Source organism: Gemmatimonadales bacterium (genome assembly GCA_036279355.1).
GTDB lineage: Bacteria > Gemmatimonadota > Gemmatimonadetes > Gemmatimonadales > GWC2-71-9 > DASQPE01.
Window position 1 is genome coordinate 1 of the sequence record DASUJH010000002.1, and the last position, 24,069, is coordinate 24,069.

The window sequence follows — 24,069 nt, forward strand, 5'->3', positions numbered from 1 at the left end:
CCGCGGTCATGAACAGGATGAGGAGCGCCCGCATCCCGTAGTAGCTGAAGCGTTCCCAGAGCTCGGTGAAGAAGAGCGTGGCGAGGCCGCGCGGGTGCCCGAAGAAGCGGCGGTCCTCCGGCACGGCGGACGGCTGGGCGACCGGTTCGGCGGTGATCGTGGCCATCTATTCCTTCCCGAGCTTTCGCTTGAGGTGGGCGAGCTGCTGCTCTACCGCCTGCTCCAACCGGCGGCGGTCGAACTCGAAGTGGGCGCGATCGGCCTCGTCATGCTCGGTGGCGGCGCGGCGGGCATCGGTGCGGCGGCCCTCGTCGGGGGCCGCGGCGCGCGCCTCCGCCAGCTCCCGCGCCATGAGCGACAGCTCATCGCGCTGCACCGCCACCTTTCGCTCCAGCAGCCCGATGCGCTCGCGATAGCGCGCCGCGAACCGCTCGGCGATGGCGATGGTCTCGGAGTCTCCGATGGCAGCCGCGAGCCGGCCCCGCCGCTCGGTTTCCTCCAGGCGGGCCCGCTCGGCCGCCAGCTCCCGCTCGGTCGCCACTGCGTCGTCACCCAGGCGGGCGAGCCGCCTTCGCAGGCCATCCAACACCCGCCGGACGCTCCTTTCCTGAGCTTCGGCTACCTTGGGAACTGCACCATCTGCCGGGTGGTGGCCGGCCGTCCGCGCAAGCCATGTTACGGCCGGCGCGCGGCGGCCGGAAGAGGAGATCGGAGGGACGCCGAAGAATTAAGGCGCCGCACCGCCGACCGTCAAGCGAGCCGCAACCCGGCCGCGGCGCGCCGCTTGGGCCGAGCTCCCGCCCGGCATTATCCTTGGGCATGCGGCCCCGACCCTCGCGCGTGGTCCCTATGCTTGCCGCCACCCTGCTCGTCGCCGGATGCGGCGGCGAGCGCAACGGTGGGGAGGCATCGTGCGGCATCGCCGCGCTCGCCGGCCCCACGTCGCTGCTGAGCCAATTCTCGGTCCCCCGGCAGACCCTCGGTGTGCCGCCATCGCACCTCCCCGAGCGGCTCGTCGTGCGCCTCGTTGCGGGTCCGGCCTACCGCGGCATCGTGGGCCGCTCCGACTCGCTCTGGATCGTCGGTGTGGAGGGCCCGCTGCCAGCCGATGCTCATCCGGGGTTCGGCGCCCTCGTGCTGGACGAGAGCGGCAGCGCACGCGGCGTGATGCTCTACGAGGGACCGCCCGTCGAGGGAGCCCCCCGGATCGGCCAAGTGTCGATCGGCGACAAGATGGTGCCACTCGTCGGCATCCAGCTGGACCCCGCAAAGATCGAAGACCCGCACTGCCCGTTCTTCCCCGATTCGGTCCTGCGGTGACCGGCGCGCTGGCCCTCGACCCATGCGAAGCGCCGCCGCGCATCGGCGTGAGCGGCGTGCTCCGCCACTGGCTCAACGCCGATCGGACCGGCGTGAATGCGGCGTACGCGCGTGCCGTGGCCGGCGCGGGCGGCGTCCCACTCATCCTCTCCCAGATCATCGGGGCAGCGCATGCGGGGGCCGCGCTCGAGGGTTGCGACGGCCTGCTCCTCACCGGGGGCGAGGACATCGATCCGTCGTATTACCGCGCCGCCGCGTCGCCCCACCTTGAGACCGTGGACGCGGAGCGCGACCGCTTCGAGCTCGCGCTCTTTGCCGCCGCGCACGCGCGCCGCTTGCCGATCCTCGGCATCTGCCGCGGCATCCAGCTCGTCAACGTTGCGCTCGGCGGCACGCTCTGGCAGGACTTGCCGACCGAGCGTCCTGGCCCCGTCGCACACGACGGTGCCTCCCGCACGCCGCCCGCGCCGCGCGATGCGCGCATCCACGCCGTACGGCTGGCCGCAGGAAGCAGAGCGGCGCGCGCGCTCGGTACCGAGCGGCTCGAGGTGAATTCCCTGCACCACCAGGCGGTGCGCTATCTGGCGCCCGGGCTCGTTGCGACCGGCTGGTCCGACGATGGAATCGTCGAGGCCGTCGAGAGCGCGGATGAGCCTTGGCTTCTTGCCGTGCAGTGGCATCCCGAAGAGATGCACGCCCACGCTTCGGCGCCCGACCATGGAATGTTCCGCAGCCTCGTGGCCGAGGCGGCACGTCACACGCGCGCCGGGGTCGCGCCGCTCAATTTGCGCCAAGCCGGCGGATGACCTTGTCGGGGGTGAAAACATTGGGAAAGAGGATCCGGTCGCTCATCCCGTTCAGCGCGCCGCGAAGCGACGGAAACCGCTCGGCTGCTACGCGCAACACGCCGTCGAGGCCGTAGCGGTCGGCGAGGGCGTGGTCGGAGGCGAGCTCGAACCCGCGGCGCCCGAGCATGTCGTAGTAGCTCACGTCGGGTCCGCCTTTCCGCAGATGGCGCGCGGCGATATAATCGGGAAACAGGCCGGCCAGCCAGAGCGCGTAATTGCCGAGATGGACCATCACCTTGAAGCGGCGCTCGCCATCACTGGCGTCGAGGTCGGCGAGGATATCCACCAGGTAGCGGTGCCGCTGGTCATCGTTCCAGTCCACTCGCCACGCGCGATCACGCCGACCGAAGTCGAGCAGCATCGCCGCCAGATAGTCCGTGAGGTCGCGGTCGTCGATGGCCGCGCGCAGCAGCGTCTGGCGGACGAGGACGTAGAAGAAGAGCGCCTCCGAGGGCACGAGCACCGTCCGCACCGCGAGCAGCCGTTCGAGCAGATCAGGCGCGTCGAGCAGCGGGTCGGGTCCCTCCGTGGCGAGCCGCCGGTCCAGCGCCGCCCGCTGGTGGGCCGAGCCGCGGCTCAAGAGCAGAATCACGAGCCGCATGTCACCCGCGGTCAGACGGCTCCGCGTATCGGCACGGATCATGGTCTACCCTCCTCCAGTTGATCTCTCAGAGTCGGCCCTCGGCGCCGGTGATGCGGTGGCGCTGCTCGCGCGGCTCGCCGCCTTCGGCCGCGAGCTCGCCGGCACGCTGCGTCGCGCGTCGGTCTTCGACCTCTTGATCCGCCATGTCCAGGATGCCTTGCATCCGGTCGAGTGCGCTGTGGGCCACCTTACCATCGACCGGGCCGGTCACCCCGGGTCGCCGCTCTCGATGCACGCCTGGCCCGCAGGCTTGCCCGACCGGACCCCTCTCGTGGAGCTGGCGGTTCGCCGCGGTCCGCTCCGGGTCGCCGACGGTCTGGCCGAGCTCCTCCGCGAAGCCGGACTCGGCCCCGTGCCCGAAAGCGACGGCGCGTGGCTGCTGGTTCCGCTCACGACCCGCGGCCGAGCCGTGGGCGCAATCGTGATCCGGGGCGCGGCCGAGCGATTCGGGCCGGCCGCCCTCGCTTTTGCCGAGGGACTTGCCGCACAGGCGAGCATCGCGTTGGAAAGTGCCCGGCTGGTCGACGTTCACGACGAAGGCCGCCGCTCGTGGCAGGAGGTCGTGGATGCGATTGCGCCGGCGTTGTGTATTGTGGATCGTCTGGGCAGCATACGCCGTGCCAACCGTGCCTTTGCGACCCTTGTCAACTCGCCGCTTGCCTCGCTGATCGGGCGCCCGTGGCGCGCCTTCGTGCCGCCCGAGTGGGTGCCCGAGCTGGAGCAACTCCTCGATCGCGCCCCTCAGGATCGCGAGCTCGAGCTGAGGACACGCGAGCGGTGTTTCGCCGCCACGGCTGTCCCGCTCGCAGGTGAGCGTCCGGCGACCGTGCTGCTCTTCGACGATCAGACCGAGCGCCACCGGCTGCAGGATCAACTGGTGCAGTCGGAAAAGATGTCGGCCATCGGACAGCTCATCGCGGGCATCGCGCACGACCTCAACAATCCGCTCGCGTCCGTGATCGGGTTTGCCGAGTTCCTCTCCGAGATGCCGAGCGTCCCATCGCACTTGCGCGAGCCGCTCACGGTGATCCACCAGGAGGCCGACCGCGCCTCAGGCATCGTGAAAAACCTGCTCGGCTTCGCCCGGAAGCAGGATCGGCAGCGGCGGCCCACGCCCGTGAAGCCGCTCGTCGACGCCACCATCGCCCTGCTCCGGAACGAGCTGATGGCGTCGCGGGTCGAGGCGAGCGTCGAAGTCGAGCCCGATCTCCCGACGCCCGACATCGACGCCAACCAGATCCAGCAGGTGCTCGTCAATCTCATCACGAACGCCGCCCAGGCGATCGCCGCAAGCGGCCGGCCCGGCACGATCACCGTGCGCGCGCGCCCCTGGATGAATGGCGTTGCGATCCATGTGATCGATGACGGCCCCGGCATGTCCGAGCAGCTCGCGGCGCGCGCCTTCGATCCATTCTTCACCACCAAGTCCGAGGGCCATGGCACCGGCCTCGGCCTCTCGATTTCGCAGGGCATCGTGAAAGAGCACGGGGGACGGATCACGCTGCTCACCGAGGAGGGGCGCGGCTCGACGTTCACCATGCAGCTCCCCGCGGGCACCGCGGCGCCGCCTCCCGAGCCCGAGCTTGATCCGGGGCGTCCGGCGGTGCGGCTCCGCGTCCTCGTGGTGGACGATGAACCGCACATCCTCCACTACATGCAGGCCACGCTCGAGGCGTGGGGCCACGCCGTCGAGGTCGCCGCCGACGGTGACGACGCCCTGACCCGCGCCGCCCGCGAGCCGTTCGATCTCGTGATCACCGACCTGCGCATGCCGCGGCTCGGGGGGCGGGAGTTCTACCAGGCGCTCCAGCGGATGAACCCCGCTCGCGCCGAGCGGCTCGTCTTCAGCACCGGCGATACGGTGCGCGGTGACACCCTCGCGTTCCTCGAGTCGCTCGGCCGGCCGTATCTCCACAAGCCGTTCAGTCTGGCGGAGCTTCGAACCCTGCTCGCGCGCGTGGTCCGGGATGGCTGAGCGTCGCATGCCGGCGCCGGTGCCTTGTTCCCTGCGGCGGCGCCGTGGTATCGTGCGCCCGTGATCTACGTTTGCGTACCGAGCTACAACGAAGCGCCGACCGTCGGCCTTCTGCTCTGGAAGATTCGCCAGGTCTTCGCGGGCTTCCCGCGGGAATACCAGTTGCTCGTTGCCGACGACGGCTCATCCGATGCGACCCTGGAAGCGCTGGAGCCGTACGCTCGCGTGCTCCCGCTCACCATCGTGCGCCATCCGCGCCGCCTGGGCTACGCGGCAACCGTCGAAGAGTTGCTCCGCCTTGCCGTGGACCGGACCGACCGCCCCAAGCGCGACGCCGCGATCCTCATGCATGCCGACTTCGCCCACGGGCCTGCGTTCCTGCCGGAGCTGGTGAAGCGGCTCGAAAGCGGGGCCGACGTCGTGGTAGCGCAGTCGGTGCTGGAGGGAGAGGAATCGCGCCAACGCCGGCTGTTGCGCCGGTGGGCTCCCATGCTGCTCCGCGGCAAGGTGCGGGTGCCGGGTGTAGCCGATGTCGTATCCGGCTACCTCGCGTTCCGGCTCGTCACCCTCAAGAATGCGCTCCGAAGTCAGGATGGATCCCTCCTCGCCACGGATGGCTGGACCGCCAATGCCGAGCTGATCGCGCGCGCGGCGCGGCACGCCAGGCGAGTCGATACTGTCGCCACCGTGGAGCGCCACGACCTGCGCCGGCGCCCGAGCCGGGTTGACCCCTGGCAGACGCTGCGCGCCCTCTGGCGCGCTCGCCGCCAGCTCGCGGCGCGACGTGACCTGCCGCCAGTCGTGCGAGCGGCCCCGCATGAAGCCGGGGCCGCATAGTTTCGCGCTGCTCCAAGCCGCATTCGGTCAGGGTTTGCCCGTTACCATCTCCCGCACCCGGTCCGCGGTACCCGGGCTCACGACCTTGAGCACCAGGTAGATGATGAACCCGATGAGCGCGAACTTGGCCACCACGAGCAGGAGTCCGAGCAGGCCGAAGAAGAGCCCGAATGCAAGGTGCAGGGCGACCAGAGCCAGAATGGCGAAGAGGGCGAACCCGATCAACGAACGCAGCATGGTATGTTCCTCCCGAGAGGCGCGTCGGCGTGCAATACGCCTGGACGTTTCAAAAAGTTTCGTAGGAATCTAATTGGCTGACAGCCCTGATGTTGTGGTGGTTGGCGGAGGCGCCATCGGCGCCGCCTGCGCCCGGGAGCTTGCCCGTGCCGGGTGGCGCGTCATCGTGCTCGATCCCGATGGCGAGCGCGGACAGGCGTGGCGCGCCGCGGCCGGCATGTTGGCCCCGCAGATCGAGGCCGGGGAGGGCCACGCTTTGCTCGAGCTGGGCCTCGCCGCGCGCGAGCGCTACGGCCCCCTCGCCGACGAGCTTCGGGCCAGCACCGGCATCGATGTGGGGCTCAGGCGGGAGGGCATCGCGAACCTCGCGATGGACGAAGCCGACGTGGCGCGCCTCAGGGCGAAGGTCGCCTGGCAGCGGCAGCAGGGACTGGTCTGCGACTGGCTCGAGCCCGGCGAGGTTCGCGGGCGTTGGCCGGCGCTCGGCACCTGCTTGGGCGCGCTCTGGGCGCCGCACGAAGGCGCGATCGATCCCGTGCGGCTGGTCGAGGCGCTCCGCGCCGACGCGGCGGCCGCAGGCGCTCGCCTCACCTGCGACGAAGCGGTGCGACTCGAGCGCAGGGGCGACCGCGTGGTGGGCATCGTGGGCCGGCACAGTCGATATCCGGCCGGCGCCGTCGTGCTCGCGGCCGGCGCGTGGACCGGTGGGGTTGTGGGCGCGGCACGCCCCGCCTGCGTCGCGCCGGGCCGAGGGCAGATGGCCGCGCTCCAGTGGCCACCCGAGCTCACGCCGGGCATCTTCTACGGCAAAGACTGCTACGTGCTCGCGCGAGATGGCGAGGCGATCTGCGGCTCCACCCTGGAGTACGCCGGTTTCGATCCTTCGGTCACCTCCGAGGGCCTGAGCCGGATCCTCGCTGCCGCGGGCACGCTGTGCCCCCCGCTCGCCGGCCTCGACGTGCGGCGCACCTGGGCCGGACTCCGCCCCATGACGCCCGATGGGCTTCCGCTCCTGGGCGCCGAGCCGCGAGTCGAAGGCCTCTGGTACGCGACCGGCCACGGCAGAAACGGCATCCTGCTCGCCGGCATCACTGCGCTGATGCTCCGCCTTCTCATGTGCGGGCAGACCCCCACCGAAGACCTGAGCGCGCTCCGGCCGGATCGCTTCTGGAGCGCGTAGCCGGCGCGGAGCGCGAGCGTGACTGGCATGCATCCGGCGTCCTCGCGGCCAGCGTATGTGAGGCACTGAGCGACGGTTGCATCACCTCACACCACGGGTCCTGCGTGCTCCCGGCTTGCAGAACTTTCGGTTCGGGATATAGTCTCCTGAGCGCATGCGCGTGGATCTCTCCGCCGCCGAGGAGCACCCTCGAATCATGGCCGATGCGTAGCGCCGACCCCTCGGCGCCTCCAGATCACGATCTGGTCGCGCAGGCGGCGTCTGGAGACGAGCGCGGGATCGCCCGACTCTATGATCGCTATGGCACCGTGCTGTACACGGTGGCCTACCGGATCGTGAGCCAGCGGGCGGATGCCGAGGAGGTCGTGATCGAGACCTTCGCGCAGGCGTGGCGCGAGGCGGCGTGCTTCGAGCCGGGCCGCGGATCGGTGGCTGCGTGGCTCCCCATGATCGCCCGGAGCCGCGCGCTCGATCTCGTTCGCGCCCGCGCGCGGCGCGACCGGGTGACGGCGAGCGCCGCGGCCGACAACCCGGACGCAGGGCCCGGCATGAGCGATTGGCGCCCCGACCCCGCCGCCCATACCGACCTCGGCGAGCGCAGCACCCGCGTGCGCGAGGCCGTTGCGGGGTTGAGCCCGCCGCAGCGCCAAGCCATCGAGCTGGCCTACTTCGAGGGCCTCTCGCAGTCCGAGATCGCCGAGCGGCTCAACGAGCCGCTCGGCACGGTGAAGACCCGCGTGCGCCTCGGCATGCAGAAGCTGCGCGATGCGCTGCGCCCGTTCTTCTTCGAGTCCGACGCATGACGAGCCCCGAGCACGCCGACCCGCGCGAGCTCTCCGCCGCCTACGCATTGGGCGCGCTCCCGCCCGATGAGGCGCGGGCGTTCGAGGCCTTCCTCGCCACGTCGGCAGCGGCGCAGCAGGAGGTGGCGGAGTTCCGGGAGACGGCGGCGCTGTTGGCGCTCCCCGACGAGAGGGCACCGGCAAGGGAGCTCAAGCAGCGGGTGCTCGACGCGATTGGGGCTCCCACGGTGCGGCCCTTCGCGCCGACGCCGGACGAGCCGGCCCGGCGCACGCGCCGCGTCGCGCCACTCGTCTGGGGCGCGCTCGCCGCGTCGCTCATCGCGGCCATCGGGCTCGGCTTCCGGGCGCGGACTCTCTCGCACGAGCTCGCTGCCCGGGGCCGCGCGCTGAGTGACGAGCGCGCCACGGTCGGCCGGCAGCAGCAGCGAATGCTCCAGCTCGAGCGCACGCTGTCGTCGATCTTCGCGCCGGGCGTCGAGCTGGTACAGCTTACCCAGAGCGGCAACCCCGAACCGCGCATCCAGTTGTTCTGGGACCGCAACCGAAACCTGGCCGTGCTCCACGCGGCCAACCTGCGGCCGACGCCGCAAGGACGCACCTATCAGCTCTGGTTCATCCGCGACGGCAAGCCGGTGCCGTCAGCCACGTTCGACGTCGAGGCCGGGGGCAGCGCCACGGTGCCCGAGGTCAGCGTGCCGGCCGAGGGCAAGATCAGCGCCGCCGCGGTCACCGAGGAGCCGGCGGGCGGCTCGCAGCAGCCGACCTCGCCGATCCTGCTGGTGGGCACATTGCCGGAGTCGTAGCATGTACGGCGCGCGATTTGGCTGCTTCGTGCTTGCGCTTGCCTGCGCCGTAGCGCCGGCGCTCGGAGCCCAGAGCGTCTCCGCCGAGCGCGCCGCGTATGTTCGGTGGCTCACGACCGCACCCACCTCACCCTTCGGGGCGGTCGCGCAGCTTCCGGTAGGTCCGGGCATCACGCTCGGGCCTGCCGGCACCGATGTGCCGCTCGCCGGGGTGTCGCGTCACAGCGTGAGCGAGAATGACGGCCAGCTCGTGGTGCGGAGCGCCGGGAGCGAGTGGGCGCTGCCGAGATTGCGGCCCTCGCCGCTCGGGCGCTACACGCTGGTGGCAAGCGGAGAGCCCGGCCGCACCGTGCTCACCGTGTTCTCCAAGCCAAGCCACGTGACGCCGCCGCAGTACTTTCCCGACGACCCGACCTTCGCCCTCACCGTCGTGCTCGAGCCGCCTCCGATGCCCGGAACCGTGCTGGTGCTCGCCGTGGATGGCACCGAGGTCGACGCAACGGAAGCGGGCACCGTCGCAGTCCAGCGGGGCGGCACCACGACATGGCTCACGGTGCGCCGTCTGCCCGGCGCCAACCCGGACGAGAGCGACCTCGAGATCTACTTTCAGGACCGCACGAACAGCCGCGGCAGCTACCCGGCCGGCCGGTTCGTAAGCCTGCTGCCGCTCAGCGGTGGCCGGTACCTCCTCGATTTCAATCGCGCCCGCAATCCCTTCTGCGCCTACAACTCGGTGTACGCCTGCCCCGCGCCGTGGCGCGGCAATGGGTTGCCGCTCACGGTCCGTGCGGGCGAGCGATACGTTAGCGCCGCGCCGCCAGCATCGCACGCCGCATCCCAATGATTCTTGCGTTGGTGGCGGCCGGGCTCGCGCTCTCGGGCGCGGGGCCCGGGCCGGCCGGCAGTTGGCGCGCGGCGCTCGAGCTCGCGGGCGGGCGGCTCCCGTTCGGCCTTTCGATCACGCGCGCCGGTAGCACGTGGCGGGGCACGCTCTGCAACGGCAACGCGTGCGAGCCGCTCTCGGATGTGCGCGTCGCGGGCGACAGCGTCGTGCTCGAGATGGCCGACTACGCGGCTGCCATCCACGCCGAATTCCGCGGCGACTCGCTCGCCGGCGAGTACCGCAACGTCGGCAACCGCGGCCCGCGCGTGATTCCGTTTCATGCCGCGCGCGGCACCTGGCCCGTCGAGCGCGCGCCCACGGCGCTGCTCGGCCGCTGGGATGCCGAGCTGTTCCAGGACTGGCAGGTGAGTCCGCGGGTGTTCGAGTTCCGCAACGGCCCGGCCGGCCTCGAAGGCACGATCATCTCGAACAGCGGCGACTATGGCCACTTCTCGGGCCGGGTGAAGGGCGACAGCTTTGCGCTCGCCCACTTCGACGGGTCGTTCGTCTACCTGCTCACCGGCCGGCTCGACGGCGACACCCTCCGCGGCGTGTTTCACGCGGGGCTCCGCACCCAGACGCCGTGGAAGGCCGTGCGCGACGACGGCAAGAGCCCGCTCACGCCGCCCACCGAGGTCACGCGCGCCGATACCAGCGGGCCGTTCCGCTTTGCCTTTCCCGATCTCGCGGGCCACGTGGTCCGGAACACCGATCCGCGGTTCCGGGGCAAGGTCGTGCTGGTCGACATCTTCGGGACCTGGTGTCCCACCTGCCACGCCGAAGCGCCCACCCTGGTGCGGCTCTGGCGGAAGTACCACGCGCGCGGGCTCGAGGTCGTCGGATTCGCCTACGAGGTGACGGGCGACAGCGCCACCGACGCCCGCCAGGTGCGCCGCTACCGCGAGAAGTACGGCATCCAGTATCCGCTGCTCCTCGCCGGCGTGAGCGATGCCGACGCCGCAGCCGCGACCTTGCCGCAATTGCGCGGCTTCACGGCGTTTCCCACCACGATTTTTCTCGGACGCGAGGGACGGGTGCGGCGGGTGCATGCGGGGTTCTACGGGCCCGCAACCGGCGCCCAGTACGAGCGCCAGGTGCGGGAATTCGAGGCGGAAATCGAGCGGTTGCTGGCCGAAGGCTGAAGCGCGCTACGGCGCCCCCTCGACCACCACCTTGCCGTGCATGAACGGGTGCGGCGTGCAGTGATAGGCGTACGTGCCCGGCGTGCTGAAGACGTGCTCGTAGCTGTGTCCCGGCGCGATCAGCCCCGAGTCGAACGATCCGTCGTCCGCCGTGACCGAATGCTCCAGCGGGTCGCTGTTGGCCCAGCGCACTCTGGTGCCGGGCCGGACGTGAATCTCCCCCGTTCCGAAGGCGTAGTTCGCGATCTTCACGGCGGCGCTGCCGGTGACGGGCGCGGCGGCGGTGTCGGCGGCGGTGCGCGTGGTATCGGCCGCCGGGTGGGCCCGTTTGCCGAAGTAGCGCGAGAGCGTGAACGGGATGGTGAACTCGAAGCCGAGCATGGCCTCGTCCCTGATGCCCTGGGATGAGCCCTCGATCGTGGCACTGTGGGTGTTGGTCACCTGGATCGAGAGCGTGTGCGGAGTGTATGGGATGCGGATCTGTGCGCCGACGCCCCAGGCCGGCATCGCGACGGCCGCGTCATTCACGTTGACGAGATCGAAGGCGTCGCCTGCGAGGCTCAGCCAATCCGTGAGCCGCACGACCGCACCGCCACCCAGTCCCCAGAGCGAGCGCTGCACGTCGTACCCTGAGGAGATCCCGCGCACGGTGCCGAGAAGGCGCACCCGCCCGAGCCGGCGGGCGAGGACCAGCTCGCCGTCCACGCTCTGGGGGGCAAAGTTGTAGGCCGCCGTGAGCGTGGCGTCGAACGGGGAGCCGTTGCCCTGCCGCACAATATGGCGCCGCAAGCTCACCTGATACTCGTTCGGAATCCCGCTGAATACGGTCGAATTGGTCGAGTAGTCGACGGCCGCGTTCACCTCGAGCGGGAGCCCGGTGGCGAGACGAAAATTCGGGAAGCTGGTGACCTTGCGGGCCGGCGGTTTGCTCACCTGGAAGCGGTGGAGGAAGTTGAACTGGATCACGCCGGGGCGCACGGTCCACCCGTCGTCGACGTCGGGCGTTCGGTCGACCACGCCCTGCGCGGCGGCCCCTCCGGGCATGCCGGCCAGCAGTGCCGCGAGGAGAAACGTCCCGGCCGCCGCACGCGCGGCCGCCCCTCGATTTCGATCAGCGTCCTCCATGGCTCCTCGCAGCGAGGCGTGGGTTGGCGTGGCCGGCACGTCAGGGCGTGACGGTCACCGTTCCCTTCATGAACGGATGGATGCGGCAGAAGTATGCGTATGTGCCGGGCGTGCTGGCGACGAACTGAAACGTCTGCCCCTGGTTGAACGCCCCCGAGTCGAAGGTGCTGCCGTCGGTGGACGAGACGGTGTGCAAGGTGGCATCCCGGTTGGTCCAGGTCAGCGTCGTGCCCACTGTGACCGTAATCCGCGGCGGCACGAAGGCGAAGTTGTCGATCGTGAGGCTGGCGGAGCCCGAGACGGGCGGCGGGTTATTGCTGGGCCCGGACGGCTCCGGGCGATCGCTGAAGCATCCGGTGAGCGCGCCGGCGGCCAATGCCAAGACGATGCATCCGCGGGTGATGAGCCGCATGGATTCCTCGTAGTCGCGGTGTACCGGCCGCGTCCGGGAGGTTCGTGCTGCGCCCGGAGGCCCGCCACTCACGCGGCGGGTTACCGGACGGCGATCCTGCTCGACGGCCCTACTTCGGGAACGGCAGCTGTGGGGCGGCGGTGATGAAACCGGTCGCCTGCACGGCCGCGAGCACCTCCGCCGAGGACATCGGCGTGTCGAAGGCGGCATTGTCCGGCGTCACCGTCTGGCTCGTGAGCAGCCGGAACGTCGAGGCGTGCTCGGCCTCGACCCCGAGGATCGAGCCGGCCGTCGCCAGAATGGCGGTGTCGTCGATGTTGCCGGCCTGACCTAAATAGGCGCTCACGCCGGTGTCTTCCAGCACGACAGCCGTGGAGAGGAAGTTCGCCGCGCTGTCGTACGAATTCTTGAAGTCGAACGAGAAACCGCTCCGGGCCAGCGCATTGGCCGAGAGCGCCGCCTGGAGACCAAGGACGTGCGAGATCTCATGATCCCGCACAGCGGTCACGAACGTCACCACGTCGAAGCTGGCCGGAGCCGGCGGAGTGGTGGTCGAGAGGCCGGGGACGGTGCCGGGGGCGCCGCTTCCGTCGGGATCGATCCCAGCCACCGTAGCCCCGGTCGGGAGCGACGCCGTGCCCACCGCACGCAGATAATAGGTGGACTCAAGGTATTCGAGCGTGAGCGCGTAGTTCAAGATGTCGGTATCGGTGAGATTGACGTCTTCGCTCGTGTTGCAGGCCGCGGCCTGCGCGGCGAGCATCTCGTTGATGCCATAGCCCTTCATGATGAGGGGCGAGAGCGCCGTGGCGCCGGCCGCCATGGCGAGCCGGCTCAGAAAGGTGCGCCGCGCGTGCACGGTTTGGAGCGCCGCCGGATCGAAGACGATATGTCGGGTGCCGCCGTCGGACATTGTGGGTCTCCCTGTGAGAACGGCTAAAGGTTCGAAAGCCTGGGGTCGCGCGCTGTCGTGGACCGGGCGGGTCATCCGAGGCCCTTGGTGACGAAACCGGTTGAGGTGACGGCGGCTACCACTTCCTCCGGCGTCTGCGGTGTCTCGAAAGCCGCGGGCACCGGGCCGCCCTGCGCGTTGGCGTATGCGCGGAAGGCGGCGACGTGGCGGCCTTCGATCGTGTAAATCGATCCGGCCGTGGTGCGGAGGTCGCAGCCGGTGATCGACGGTAGGGCGCCGAGATAGGCGCTTACGCCGGTCTGCTCCAGGGTGACGGCGGTGGCGAGGAACTTGTCCTGGGTGCTGAGCGAATCCTTGAAGTCGAAGCCCACGTCGGCCGCGGTGAACTTCGCGGAGCCCAGGGCAGCCTGCAGGGCGGCCACATGGGCGTTCTCGTGGTCGCGCACGTTCGTCGCGAGCGTGGCCACGCCCCCGGTGAGCGTGCCGCCCGCCACGGCCTTGGTGTAGAAGTCCGACTCGAGCAGCTCCAGAAAGAGAGCGAACTTGAGGATGTCGGTGTCGTTCTGAAGTGGGAGGGTCACCACCGCGGTGCCCGACGGGCCGTTGTTGTTGTCGCTGCACCCGACCACGGCCAGCGTGGCCAGCGCGCCTGAGATCGCCAGGAAGTCGCGCCGGGTGCGGCGGCCCTCCGGGATCGCCATCACGCCGGGAATGATTTCGATACTGCCATTGGATCGCTGCATATCGGACATCGCTCGTCTCGAAGGTGGAAGGCACTCCCGCCGGTACCGCGGCGTAGCGGGCGGTGAAGGTCTCGCGGGGCTCGAAACCGCGGACGCGGAAACCACGGCGCTGCGAGAAGGGAGTGCCCCGCCCGCCCCGTGGTCGCGTAGACCTACGAACCGGCCGGCACGTTCGGATTGGTCGCCACCGGGATCGTGGACTCGCGCGCGGCTCGCGCGTGCCGCTTCGAAGTCCGGCGGCCAAGGTATGTACGTGCCACTCGGCCGCTGTGCGCGCCATCACCGCGACGCTCTGGCCCTCGCCTTCGGGCCGCGATAAGTTGGGGCACGCCCCGAGCGGACAGGGGCACACTCTTCCCGGAGATCCCTGATGGCGGGCCTTCTGTCACGCGAGCGGATCGTCGCCGGACCTACGTTCAACCGCTGGCTCGTTCCGCCGGCGGCCCTCATGATCCACCTCTGTATCGGCCAAGCCTACGCGTTGAGCGTGTTCAAGATCCCGCTCACCCGCGTGCTCGGCATCTCCAGCTCGACGCCCGAGGACTGGACCCAGCCGCAGCTCGCCTGGATCTTCACCCTCGCTATCGTTTTCCTCGGGCTTTCCGCCGCGGTCTTCGGCCGTTGGCTCGAGCGCGTGGGGCCGCGCCGGAGCGGCGTGGTCGCGGCCTTCTGCTGGGGCGGCGGCTTTCTCATTTCAGCGGTGGGCGTGCGGATCCACCAGATCTGGCTGATCTACCTCGGCTATGGCGTGCTCGGCGGCTGCGGGCTCGGCATTGGCTACATCACGCCGGTGTCGACCCTCATCAAGTGGTTTCCCGACCGGCGCGGCATGGCCACCGGCATGGCGATCATGGGATTCGGCGGGGGCGCGCTCATCGCGAGCCCGCTCTCCCAGATCCTGCTCGACCACTTCCGCTCGCCCACATCGGTCGGCGTGGCACCGACCTTCGTCACGCTGGGTATCGTCTACTTCATCGCGATGCTGTGCGGCGCGCTCCTCTTCCGCGTCCCGCCGATGGACTGGCGTCCCGCCGGCTGGGTCCCGCCCACTGAGGACCGGAGAACCCTCGTCACCCGGCACCACGTCCACGTGGACGAGGCGATCAAGACACCGCAATTCTACCTGCTCTGGTTGGTGCTCTTCCTGAACGTCACCGCCGGCATCGGCATTCTGGAGCAGGCGTCGCCGATGATCCAGGAGATGTTCCCGGCGCTGGTGAAGGCCAACGCCGCCGCGGGCTTCGTGGGGCTTTTGAGCCTGTTCAACATGGGCGGGCGGTTCGGCTGGTCCTCGTTCTCGGACCGGATCGGCCGCAAGCCGACGTATGCGATCTTCTTCGTGCTGGGCCCGATCCTCTATATCCTGCTGCCGTACGCCGGAAAGATCTCGAGCGTGCCGCTCTTCGTCATCGCGGCGGTAATCATCATCTCGATGTACGGCGGCGGATTCGCGACGGTCCCCGCCTACCTGTCCGACATCTTCGGGACCCAGTTCGTCGGCGCCATCCACGGCCGGCTGCTCACGGCGTGGTCGGCCGCGGGTATCGCGGGGCCGGTACTGGTCAACTACATCCGCGAGTACCAGCGGGACCACGGCGTCCCCGGCACGCACGCCTACGATTTCACCATGTATCTCATGGCCGCGCTCCTCGTTGTGGGCTTCTTCTGCAACCTGGCGGTACGTCCGGTGGCGGAGCGGCACTTCATGACCGACGCAGAGCTCAAGGCCGAAGCGGTGCACTGAGGAGGCGGGCATGGCGGACCGGGACGTGGTCAACGGCGGGGCGCGGGCGGGCGGCTGGGGCGGCGTCACTGTGGCGTGGATCGTGGTCGTCGTCCCGCTGCTCTGGGGCGTGCTGCTCACGCTCAAGAAGGCGGCGCTGCTTTTCCGGTAGCCGGTCCGCGGCAGTGCGACGAGCCGGTGCGCGGCAGTGCGACGCGACCGGCTCAGGGGCGCGGGCGGGCCGGCCAAGGAGGACGGGCGGTAAGTGGGACAGTCTTGGTCGGAAATCGCCGGGGGCCGGGAGTGCAGGACTTGACGCGCCGCCTGGACGGCGCATCTTGTAAGGCCATTCATCGCTCGGTATAAAGCCCCGCGGTGCGCTCGGGCTCGAGAGCAGTCCGGAGCGGACACTGTGCTGGGCCACGTTGGCGCGTTGGAAACGGGCGTCTACAGGATCGTGCGGCAAGCGCGGCGTGCGGCGGTACGACGTCGCGGGCGGCGCGCAGGTGTGGGCCGCGCGGAGTGCCGCTCCGCGCCGATGCGACCAAGTCAACCAGGAGGTGACGCACACGCTGTCCCGTCCGGCACACGACAGTTGACAAGGACGTCGGTATCGGTACGCTGGTGTTCGTCCAACAGGAGTTCCGTGTTTGGCTGTTGGAATTCAGTCAACTCAACTCTGAGGGAAAGGCACCCATGAAGCGGATCGGCCTGGTTTGCTTGGGGCTCGTGCTGGGGTTGGCGAGCACCGCCCACGCGCAGCTCACGATGCAGATGACCAACGGTTGGAACTTCACGTTCTCCGGCAACGTGAACGCGTTCTTCATCTACCAACAGACAAAAGCGGCAGGCGGCGGACCGACGGTCGCGAAAGACCTCGGTGTCGGCACGGGCCTGCTTCCGGCATTCGCCGTGTTCGATGCCAAGGGCAAGGAAGGGAACGTCGACGTCGGCGTCCACTTTGGGTTCGCACCGCAGGTCGAGTTCGGCGGCCACAACGCGAGCTTCTTCGGGACCGACGCCGCGGGCGCCCAGATCGATATGCGTGAGGTGTACCTGACCGCCGGCGGCAGCTGGGGCCAGCTCCTCATGGGTAAGGAACTCGCGCTCTATCAGCGCGGCAACATCCTCACCGACATGACCCTGTTCGGCGTCGGCGTCGGCGGCGCGGGCCGCGGCACCGCACTCGGCCGCATCGGCTACGGTTACCTGTACCCCGACTTCCGCCCGCAGCTCACCTACTCGTCGCCGGCGGGGCGCCCGGGCCAGATCAGCATCGGTCTGTTCGATCCCATCCGGGTCGGCCCCTACACCACCGCGGAGCTGCCGCGCGTGGAGGCCGAAGCGAACTGGGGCAGCAAGACGGGCGAGAACAGCAACGTCAAGATCTTCGTGAACGGCGCCGTACAGAGCATGAAGAACGCCCCGAGCGGCGGTACCTCGCTGGCCTCGTATGGCGGGGGCGCCGGTATCGTGTTTGACGTGTCCGGCTTTGCGATCACCGGCTCGGGCTTCTGGTCCAAGGGCATGGGTTTCCTGCTCCAGGGTGACGGCATCGTCGGCGGCGCGAACTTTGACAACCAGGGCGTGAGCCCCATCCCCGATGGCAGTGGCAAGCAGCAGGGTCGCGCTTCGTTCGGCTACATCGGCCAGCTCACCTACAGCCCGCCCAACACGAAGTGGATCATCGGCGGCAGCTTCGGTGAGAACCGCCTGCGCCAGAACGATCAGGACAAGGCGGCCAGCGGCAATGACAACGAAATCCTGAAGGAACGTCTGATCGACGGGCAGATCACGTACAAGTGGACCAAGTCGCTCCGGTGGGTCGCCGAGTATGGGCACATCGACACGTATGCCGGCGGCGTCAAGACCACCAAGGGCAACCAGGGCTCACTCGGCATGATGCTGTTCTTCTAAATTCATACCCGCGTTGCAGCAGGGAGGGCGGCTGTTCCGGATGGAGCGGCCGCCCTTCTGCTTTGCGCAAGATTAGATTCCACGCCACCTCCACCGCATTCGAGGACACCCGAGCGATGCGCCCCCGATTCGTTCCCGTCGGCACCCTTGCCGCTCTTCTCGGAGCGTGCGCCGGCCACAGCTACTACACCACGGTGACCGCGACGCCGTCCGCCGGCCCGGCCGCGGCGATCGAATGCACGCGCTCCACGCTCACCAAGCTCGACTATCAGCCCAAGTCGTTCGATGAGCGGGACCATCGCGTGACGGCGCAACAGATCAACGACTCGGTGAGTCGCCCGGAGCCGCAGTTCCGAAGGCTCCTCAACCAGATCGAAGTCGAGGCCAAACCGCGGGCGGACGGCAAGACGGGGTTGACCGTGAACGGGCACACGGTCGCCGAGTATTTCACGCACCGGGGGCCGACCTTCGTGGACGAGCCGTCTTCCGATCAGGTGAAGGAGGCCGTGCAAACCATCGTGCAAGCGTGTGGACAGCCCTAGCACTCGGGCCGCCGTCCCATCGCTCGCCGTCGGGAAAGGCCCGGCCGGAGTAGAAACGCAGCACGGACTCCAGCTAGGTTTGAGCGGGATCGGTCCGTGTCGTTGACTCCGCTGGGAGGAGTGGTGCCGCAAGGTTTCAATCAGCTCGTGCAGCTCGCCGGCCCGGAGGTCGGCCGCGCTGGCGCGCTGTCCCCACCCCGCAAGCCATCGTGGCTCAAGGTACGAGCCCCTGGGGGCCCGGTGTACGCCGAGCTCAAGGCCATGATGCGCGAGCTGGGCCTCCACACGGTGTGCGAGGAGGCCCGCTGCCCCAACGTCGGCGAGTGTTGGGCACATCGCGCCGCCACCTTCATGATCCTGGGCGACGTCTGCACCCGCAACTGCGCCTACTGCGCCGTGGCGCACGGGACGCCGGCACCGTACGACTCGGGCGAGCCCGTGCGCCTGGCCGAGGCCGTGGCACGCATGGGGCTCGAGCACGTCGTGATCACCTCGGTCGATCGCGACGACCTGCCGAATGGCGGCGCCGAAGTCTTTGCCGCCTGCGTCCGGGAAATCCGGCGGCGCCTGCCCGAGACTTCGGTCGAGGTGCTGATCCCCGACTTCAAGGGCTCCGAAGAGGCGCTCCGAATCGTGGTGGAGGCCGGCCCCGACATTCTGAATCACAATCTTGAGACGGCCGAGCGGCTCTACCGGCTGGCCCGACCCGGCGGCCGCTACGACCGTGCGCTCGAGCTCCTGGCGCGGGCGAGGCGGATGGTGCCGGAAGGGCTCACCAAGTCGGGCATCATTCTCGGCCTCGGCGAGGAGTGGGACGAGGTCCTCACCTGCCTGCGCGACCTGCGCCGGAGCGACGTGGACATCGTGACGCTGGGGCAATATCTCCGCCCCTCGGACGGCCACCTTCCCATCGCCCGCTACTACACGCCCGACGAGTTCGCCGAGCTCAGGAGCATCGGCCTCGCCATGGGCTTCGCGCACGTCGAGGCGAGCCCGCTCACCCGCTCGTCGTACCACGCATGGGACCAGGCGCGCGCCGTCCGGGAGGCGCGCTGATGGCGGGCACCGCCGCCCGCCGCCACCAACGTGCGCCCTCGCGCCAGGCCGACGCGGCCCGTGCGGAAGAGTACCGCGGCTGGCTGCGCGAGATGCTGCTCATCCGCCGCTTCGAAGAAAAGGCCGGCGAAGCGTACAGTCTGGGCAAGATCGGTGGGTTCTGCCATCTCTACATCGGCCAGGAAGCGGTGGCCGTCGGCAGCATCGCGGCGCTCCGCCCCGACGATTACATCGTCTGCTCCTACCGCGAGCACGGGCACGCGCTGGCCCGGGGGATTCCGCCGCGCGCCGTCATGGCGGAGCTCTTCGGCAAGGCGCCCGGCACCTCGCGCGGCAAGGGTGGCTCGATGCACCTGTTCGACGTGGGCCGCGGTTTCCTCGGCGGCCACGCGATCGTGGGCGCGCACATCCCGCTCGCCACGGGCATGGCGTTCGCCATCAAGTACCGCGACACCGACCAGGTGACGGTTTGTTACTTCGGCGAGGCGGCAGTGAACAACGGCGCCTTTCACGAGGCGCTCAACATGGCGGCGCTCTGGAAGCTCCCCTGCGTCTATCTCTGCGAGAACAACCGCTACGGCATGGGTACCGCACTCGAGCGGGCGAGCGCTATCTACGACATCTCGGAGCGGGCCTCGTCGTACGACATGATCAACGAGGTGGTGGACGGCCAGGACGTGCTCACGATGAAGAACGCCATGGACCGCGCGGTGGAGCGAGCCCGCACGCAAAAAGCGCCGACGCTGCTCGAGGTCCGCACCTACCGCTTCATGGGCCACTCGATGTCCGACCCGATTCACGGCCACTACCGCACGCGCGAGGAAGTCGAGGAGCACCGGAAGCGCGACCCGGTCGCACTCTGGTCGCATCGCCTGATCGACGAGGGCATCATGGACGAGGCCGCCATCCGCGCGCTCGACGCCGAGGTCGTGACCGAGGTGGCCGACGCGTACGAGTTCGCCGAGAACGCGCCGGAGCCGGAGGGGTCGGAACTCTACACGGACGTGTATGCCGGCGAGGCGGACGAGCGGACGGGCGGACAGGCGGACGGCTCCGCGCAGGGAGAGGCGCCGTCCGAGGGAGCCACGGACCGCCTGTCCGCCCGTCCGCCTATCCGCCTGTGACCACCCTCACCTACCGCGACGCCCTCAACGCCGCGCTCCGCGAGGAGATGCGGCGTGACCCGAACGTCTTCCTCATGGGCGAGGAGGTCGGGGTCTATCAGGGCGCGTACAAGGTGAGCCGCGGATTGCTCGACGAGTTCGGCCCGATGCGCGTGGTGGACACGCCGATCACCGAGCTCGGCTTTGCCGGCGTCGGCGTGGGCGCGGCCATGGTCGGGCTCCGCCCGGTGATCGAGTTCATGACCTGGAACTTTGCGCTGCTCGCCATCGATCAACTGGTCAACTCGGCCGCGAAGATGCGCTACATGTCCGCGGGCCAGGTGGGCGTGCCCGCTGTGTTCCGCGGCCCGGGCGGCGCCGCGCTACAACTCGGCGCGCAGCATTCGCAGGCGTTCGAGGCGTACTACGCGCACATCCCCGGCCTCAAGGTGGTGATGCCGGCAACCCCGGCAGACGCCAAGGGACTGCTGAAGAGCGCCATCCGCGATCCCGACCCCGTCGTGTTCATCGAAGGTGAGATGCTCTACAACGTGAAGGGCGAGGTACCGGACGGCGAGCAGGTGATCCCGCTCGGGCTGGCGGACATAAAGCGCGCCGGGCGCGACGTCACGATCGTGTGCCACTCGAAGAGTGTGGCGGTGTCGCTGCGCGCCGCCGAGCAGCTCGCGGCCGAAGGCATCGAGGCGGAGGTGGTGGACCTCCGCACCATACGCCCGCTCGACGAGGCGACGGTGCTCGAGTCGGTCGCGCACACCCACCGGTGCGTGGTGGTGGAGGAGGGCTGGCACTTTGCGGGCGTGGGCGCGCAGGTGGTGGACGTGGTCCAGCGAGACGCCTTCGACCAGCTCGACGCGCCGGTGTTGCGGGTGACCGGCGCGGATGTCCCGATGCCGTACAACAAGTTTCTCGAGCGCGCGGCCAAGGCGGACCCGGAGAAGGTCGTCGGGGCGGTGCGCGACGTGCTCTACCAGAGCTGAGCGAGGCCGCGCCCGATGGCAACGAAGGTCGTGATGGAGGCGCTCTCGCCCACGATGGAGGAAGGCCGCCTGGTCGAGTGGAAGAAGCAGCCGGGCGACGCGGTGGCCGTGGGCGACGTACTGGCCGAAGTCGAGACCGACAAAGCGGTGATGGAGCTGGCGGCGCGGGTGGGAGGCACGTTGCTCCGCCACACCATCGAGGAAGGCGCGACGGTGCCGGTATCGGCCGAGGTGGCGCTCATCGGGTCGCCGGGGGAGGAGATCCCGCCGCCGCCGCAGGTCACGCCGGACGACGTCACCGCGCGCGCGCGGACGGCGGAACGCGTGCTCGCCGCGCCCGATGCGGAGGCGACGCAGCCCTCGCCGGGGCGCGACCGGCCGGTGTCGATGCCGCCGGCGGCGCCCGCGCGCGCTGTGACCGAATCAGCGCCGCCCCTGGCACCGACCGCCGCGGCGCGAGCTACTCCAGCAGCGCCGGCGCCGCCGAGCGGGGGCCGATTGAGGGCATCCCCGCTGGCGCGCCGCATTGCCGCTGAGCGCGGCCTCGATCTCGCGCGGGTGCAAGGGAGCGGACCCGAGGGGCGGGTGGTGGCGCGCGATCTCGACGGCGTGGGCGCCGCACCCGCCGCGTCCGGCACCGCCCGCGGGGCCGCCGTTGCGCGCCCTGCGCGTATCGCGTTCCCCGCCGAAGGTTTCACCGATCAGCCGCTCACGCAGATGCGCCGCGCCATCGCGCGCCGGCTGGTGCAGTCCATCGGCCCGATCCCGACGTTCTATCTCACTGCCGAAGCGGACATGGAGCGCGTGACCGAGGCGCGCGCGGCGCTGCTCGAGGCCGCGGCCGACGGCCCCTCGGCCGCCGTCAAGGTGTCGTTCAACGACGTCATCCTCAAGGCGGTCGCCACGGCGCTCCGCCAGCACCCGATGTGCAACGCGTGGTGGGAGGACGACCGCATCCGCCTCTGGCACGACGTGCATCTGGGCGTGGCGGTGGCGATCGAGGACGGGCTCATTACACCGGTCATCCGCCACGCCGACCAGAAGTCGCTGCGCGAAATCGCGGCCGAAGCGGGGGAGCTTGCCGCACGCGCGCGCGCGCGGCGCCTTGCCCCGGACGAATACACCGGCGCCACCTTTTCGGTCTCCAACCTCGGCATGCTCGGCATCGACGAGTTCACCGCGATCATCAATCCGCCGGAGGCGGCCATTCTCGCGGTGGGCCGGATCGAGGAGCGCCCGGTGGCGCACGGGGGGCAGGTGGCACTCCGGCGGCGCATGCGGATGACGCTCTCCTGCGACCATCGCGTCATCGACGGCGCCACCGGCGCCCGGTTCCTGCAGACCCTCACGGGCATGCTGGAAAACCCACTCGCGCTGGTCTGGTAACTGGTCCTCGGAGGCAATTCGTGGCGACGAACTTCGATGTGATTGTCGTAGGTGGCGGCCCCGCGGGCTACGTGTGCGCGATCCGCTGCGCCCAGCTCGGCTTCACCACCGCGGTGGTGGAGCGCGACAAGCTGGGCGGAGTCTGTGTCAATATCGGCTGCATTCCGACCAAGGCGCTGCTCCACAGCGCGGCGGCGGCCAACCTCATACGCCACGACGCACGCGACCTCGGCATCGACATCGGCGGCGAGCCCAAGACCGACTACGGCGTCGCCATGCGGCGGTCACGCAAGATCTCCGACCAGAACTCGAAGGGCGTCGAGTTCCTGATGAAGAAGCACAAGATCACGGTGATCCGGGGAACCGGCGTACTCGAGCGGGGGCGCCGGGTGAAAGTCGGGAGCGACGTCCACGAGGCGAAACGCGCGGTCGTGCTCGCGGCCGGGTCGCGGGTCAAGGGGCTGCCGCAGCTTGGGCTCGAGCTCAACCAGACTACGGTCATCAGCTCGGATGACGCCCTTTTCCTGGAGCAGGCGCCGGCTTCGCTGGCCATCGTGGGCGCCGGCGCCGTCGGGTGCGAGTTCGCCGACATCTTCAACGCCTTCGGCACCAAGGTGACGCTCATCGAAGCGCTGCCTCGAATTCTGCCGCTGGAGGATGCGGAGTCCTCCGAGGCGCTCGCCAAGAGCTTCAAGCGGCGCGGCATTGCGATGCACGCGGGGGCCAAGATCACCCGCGCCACCGTCGGCAAGCAGAAGGTCACCCTCGAGTTCGAGGCCGGGGGCAAGGCGGAAAAGCTGGAAGCGGAACGCGTGCTGATGGCGGCCGGCCGCGCGGTGAACGGCGAAAACCTGGGGCTCGCGGCGGCGGGAGTCGAGCTTACCGAGCGCGGATTCGTCAAGGTGAATCCGGCGAGTCTCGAGACCACGTCCCCCGGCGTGTACTGCATCGGCGACCTCGCGGGGCCCCCGATGCTCGCCCACAAGGGCAGCCGCGAGGGCGTCCACGTGGCGGAGGTGCTCGCGGGCCATCCGCCGAAGGCGATCGACTACACCAACGTGCCGAGCGTCACCTACTGCCATCCGGAGGTGGCGAGCGTGGGCCTCACCGAGGAGCAGGCAAAGCAGAAGGGCTACGCCGTCCAGGTGGGACGCTTCCCATTCAGCGCCAACGGCCGCGCCCGCACCGCCGGCGAGACGGACGGCCTGGTGAAGATCATCCGCGACACCAAATACGGCGAGATCGTAGGAGCCCACATCGTGGGCGCGCACGCGTCGGAGATCATCCACGAGCTGGTGGTGGCGCGAACCAACGAGTACACGGTGGAGGAAGTGGACCTCGCCATCCACGCCCATCCCACGCTCTCCGAGGCGATCGCGGAGGCGGCGCTCGACTCGATGGGGCGCGTGATCCACATCTGAGGCCGGTCCGGCTCGCGCTCACGGGTGCGGGTGCCGGCGCCGGCACCGGCACCTTGATC

General features: G+C 69.6%; 25 protein-coding genes. 18 read left to right on the forward strand and 7 right to left on the reverse strand.

Annotation, left to right across the window (positions count from 1 at the left end; all coding sequences use genetic code 11):
- Positions 1-166: 166 nt before the first annotated feature.
- Positions 167-589 carry a hypothetical protein gene (locus VFW66_00035; GenBank protein ID HEX5385070.1) on the reverse strand — a complete coding sequence of 141 codons (423 nt, stop codon included), beginning with the start codon at positions 587-589 and terminating at the stop codon, positions 167-169.
- A gap of 260 nt (positions 590-849) precedes the next feature.
- On the opposite strand from VFW66_00035, the gene VFW66_00040 reads away from it, so the two are divergent.
- A complete protein-coding gene (locus VFW66_00040; GenBank protein HEX5385071.1) occupies positions 850-1,320 on the forward strand; it encodes a hypothetical protein in 471 nt (156 codons plus the stop codon).
- Positions 1,317-2,126 carry a gamma-glutamyl-gamma-aminobutyrate hydrolase family protein gene (locus VFW66_00045; GenBank protein HEX5385072.1) on the forward strand — a complete coding sequence of 270 codons (810 nt, stop codon included), beginning with the start codon at positions 1,317-1,319 and terminating at the stop codon, positions 2,124-2,126. Before VFW66_00040 ends, VFW66_00045 begins: the two co-directional genes overlap by 4 nt.
- On the opposite strand, the gene VFW66_00050 is transcribed toward VFW66_00045, so the two are convergent.
- Positions 2,101-2,811, reverse strand: a complete 711-nt coding sequence (locus tag VFW66_00050) for a hypothetical protein (GenBank protein ID HEX5385073.1) — start codon at positions 2,809-2,811, stop codon at positions 2,101-2,103. The genes VFW66_00045 and VFW66_00050 overlap by 26 nt on opposite strands.
- Between VFW66_00050 and VFW66_00055 the strand changes: the two genes are divergently transcribed.
- The gene (locus tag VFW66_00055; protein HEX5385074.1) at positions 2,810-4,786 is read left to right on the forward strand and encodes an ATP-binding protein; all 1,977 of its coding nucleotides are present in this window, start codon (positions 2,810-2,812) and stop codon (positions 4,784-4,786) included. The genes VFW66_00050 and VFW66_00055 overlap by 2 nt on opposite strands.
- Before the next feature lie 60 nt (positions 4,787-4,846).
- Complete coding sequence (locus tag VFW66_00060) at positions 4,847-5,623, forward strand: glycosyltransferase family 2 protein (GenBank protein HEX5385075.1); 777 nt, start codon at positions 4,847-4,849, stop codon at positions 5,621-5,623.
- Between the two features lie 27 nt (positions 5,624-5,650).
- On the opposite strand, the gene VFW66_00065 is transcribed toward VFW66_00060, so the two are convergent.
- Positions 5,651-5,860: a hypothetical protein gene (locus tag VFW66_00065; GenBank protein ID HEX5385076.1), complete on the reverse strand. Its 210-nt coding sequence runs from the start codon at positions 5,858-5,860 to the stop codon at positions 5,651-5,653.
- A gap of 94 nt (positions 5,861-5,954) precedes the next feature.
- On the opposite strand from VFW66_00065, the gene thiO reads away from it, so the two are divergent.
- From thiO to VFW66_00090, 5 genes are all read left to right on the forward strand, one after another.
- Positions 5,955-7,040, forward strand: a complete 1,086-nt coding sequence (gene thiO, locus VFW66_00070; protein ID HEX5385077.1) for a glycine oxidase ThiO — start codon at positions 5,955-5,957, stop codon at positions 7,038-7,040.
- Between the two features lie 203 nt (positions 7,041-7,243).
- The gene (locus VFW66_00075) at positions 7,244-7,843 is read left to right on the forward strand and encodes a sigma-70 family RNA polymerase sigma factor (GenBank protein HEX5385078.1); all 600 of its coding nucleotides are present in this window, start codon (positions 7,244-7,246) and stop codon (positions 7,841-7,843) included.
- On the forward strand, positions 7,840-8,646 hold the full coding sequence (locus VFW66_00080; GenBank protein HEX5385079.1) for an anti-sigma factor: 807 nt from the start codon (positions 7,840-7,842) through the stop codon (positions 8,644-8,646). The genes VFW66_00075 and VFW66_00080 overlap by 4 nt, the downstream gene beginning before the upstream one ends.
- Position 8,647: 1 nt before the next feature.
- Positions 8,648-9,490 (forward strand): DUF1684 domain-containing protein, encoded by an 843-nt coding sequence (locus VFW66_00085; GenBank protein ID HEX5385080.1) that lies wholly within the window; start codon positions 8,648-8,650, stop codon positions 9,488-9,490.
- Positions 9,487-10,671: a TlpA disulfide reductase family protein gene (locus tag VFW66_00090; protein ID HEX5385081.1), complete on the forward strand. Its 1,185-nt coding sequence runs from the start codon at positions 9,487-9,489 to the stop codon at positions 10,669-10,671. Before VFW66_00085 ends, VFW66_00090 begins: the two co-directional genes overlap by 4 nt.
- A gap of 6 nt (positions 10,672-10,677) precedes the next feature.
- On the opposite strand, the gene VFW66_00095 is transcribed toward VFW66_00090, so the two are convergent.
- The 4 genes from VFW66_00095 to VFW66_00110 all read right to left on the reverse strand — a co-directional run bounded on the left by VFW66_00095 (position 10,678) and on the right by VFW66_00110 (position 13,864).
- Entirely contained in the window at positions 10,678-11,796 is a 1,119-nt protein-coding gene (locus tag VFW66_00095) for a cupredoxin family copper-binding protein (protein HEX5385082.1), read from the reverse strand.
- Positions 11,797-11,836: 40 nt separating this feature from the next.
- Positions 11,837-12,208 (reverse strand): cupredoxin family copper-binding protein, encoded by a 372-nt coding sequence (locus VFW66_00100; protein ID HEX5385083.1) that lies wholly within the window; start codon positions 12,206-12,208, stop codon positions 11,837-11,839.
- Positions 12,209-12,317: 109 nt separating this feature from the next.
- Entirely contained in the window at positions 12,318-13,121 is an 804-nt protein-coding gene (locus tag VFW66_00105) for a ferritin-like domain-containing protein (protein ID HEX5385084.1), read from the reverse strand.
- A gap of 71 nt (positions 13,122-13,192) precedes the next feature.
- Positions 13,193-13,864: a ferritin-like domain-containing protein gene (locus VFW66_00110; GenBank protein ID HEX5385085.1), complete on the reverse strand. Its 672-nt coding sequence runs from the start codon at positions 13,862-13,864 to the stop codon at positions 13,193-13,195.
- A gap of 370 nt (positions 13,865-14,234) precedes the next feature.
- Here VFW66_00110 and VFW66_00115 point away from each other — a divergent pair, with 370 nt between their 5' ends.
- From VFW66_00115 to lpdA, 9 genes are all read left to right on the forward strand, one after another.
- A complete protein-coding gene (locus VFW66_00115) occupies positions 14,235-15,608 on the forward strand; it encodes an OFA family MFS transporter (GenBank protein HEX5385086.1) in 1,374 nt (457 codons plus the stop codon).
- Positions 15,609-15,618: 10 nt separating this feature from the next.
- The gene (locus VFW66_00120) at positions 15,619-15,759 is read left to right on the forward strand and encodes a hypothetical protein (protein HEX5385087.1); all 141 of its coding nucleotides are present in this window, start codon (positions 15,619-15,621) and stop codon (positions 15,757-15,759) included.
- 524 nt (positions 15,760-16,283) lie between these two features.
- A complete protein-coding gene (locus tag VFW66_00125) occupies positions 16,284-17,504 on the forward strand; it encodes a hypothetical protein (protein ID HEX5385088.1) in 1,221 nt (406 codons plus the stop codon).
- Positions 17,505-17,620: 116 nt separating this feature from the next.
- On the forward strand, positions 17,621-18,046 hold the full coding sequence (locus VFW66_00130) for a hypothetical protein (protein HEX5385089.1): 426 nt from the start codon (positions 17,621-17,623) through the stop codon (positions 18,044-18,046).
- 186 nt (positions 18,047-18,232) lie between these two features.
- Complete coding sequence (gene lipA, locus VFW66_00135; protein ID HEX5385090.1) at positions 18,233-19,102, forward strand: lipoyl synthase; 870 nt, start codon at positions 18,233-18,235, stop codon at positions 19,100-19,102.
- A complete protein-coding gene (pdhA, locus tag VFW66_00140) occupies positions 19,102-20,226 on the forward strand; it encodes a pyruvate dehydrogenase (acetyl-transferring) E1 component subunit alpha (GenBank protein ID HEX5385091.1) in 1,125 nt (374 codons plus the stop codon). Before lipA ends, pdhA begins: the two co-directional genes overlap by 1 nt.
- On the forward strand, positions 20,223-21,203 hold the full coding sequence (locus tag VFW66_00145; protein HEX5385092.1) for a pyruvate dehydrogenase complex E1 component subunit beta: 981 nt from the start codon (positions 20,223-20,225) through the stop codon (positions 21,201-21,203). Before pdhA ends, VFW66_00145 begins: the two co-directional genes overlap by 4 nt.
- A 15-nt stretch (positions 21,204-21,218) precedes the next feature.
- Positions 21,219-22,589, forward strand: a complete 1,371-nt coding sequence (locus VFW66_00150) for a dihydrolipoamide acetyltransferase family protein (GenBank protein HEX5385093.1) — start codon at positions 21,219-21,221, stop codon at positions 22,587-22,589.
- A 20-nt stretch (positions 22,590-22,609) separates the two neighbouring features.
- Positions 22,610-24,010 carry a dihydrolipoyl dehydrogenase gene (gene lpdA / locus VFW66_00155; protein ID HEX5385094.1) on the forward strand — a complete coding sequence of 467 codons (1,401 nt, stop codon included), beginning with the start codon at positions 22,610-22,612 and terminating at the stop codon, positions 24,008-24,010.
- Positions 24,011-24,069: the final 59 nt, after the last annotated feature.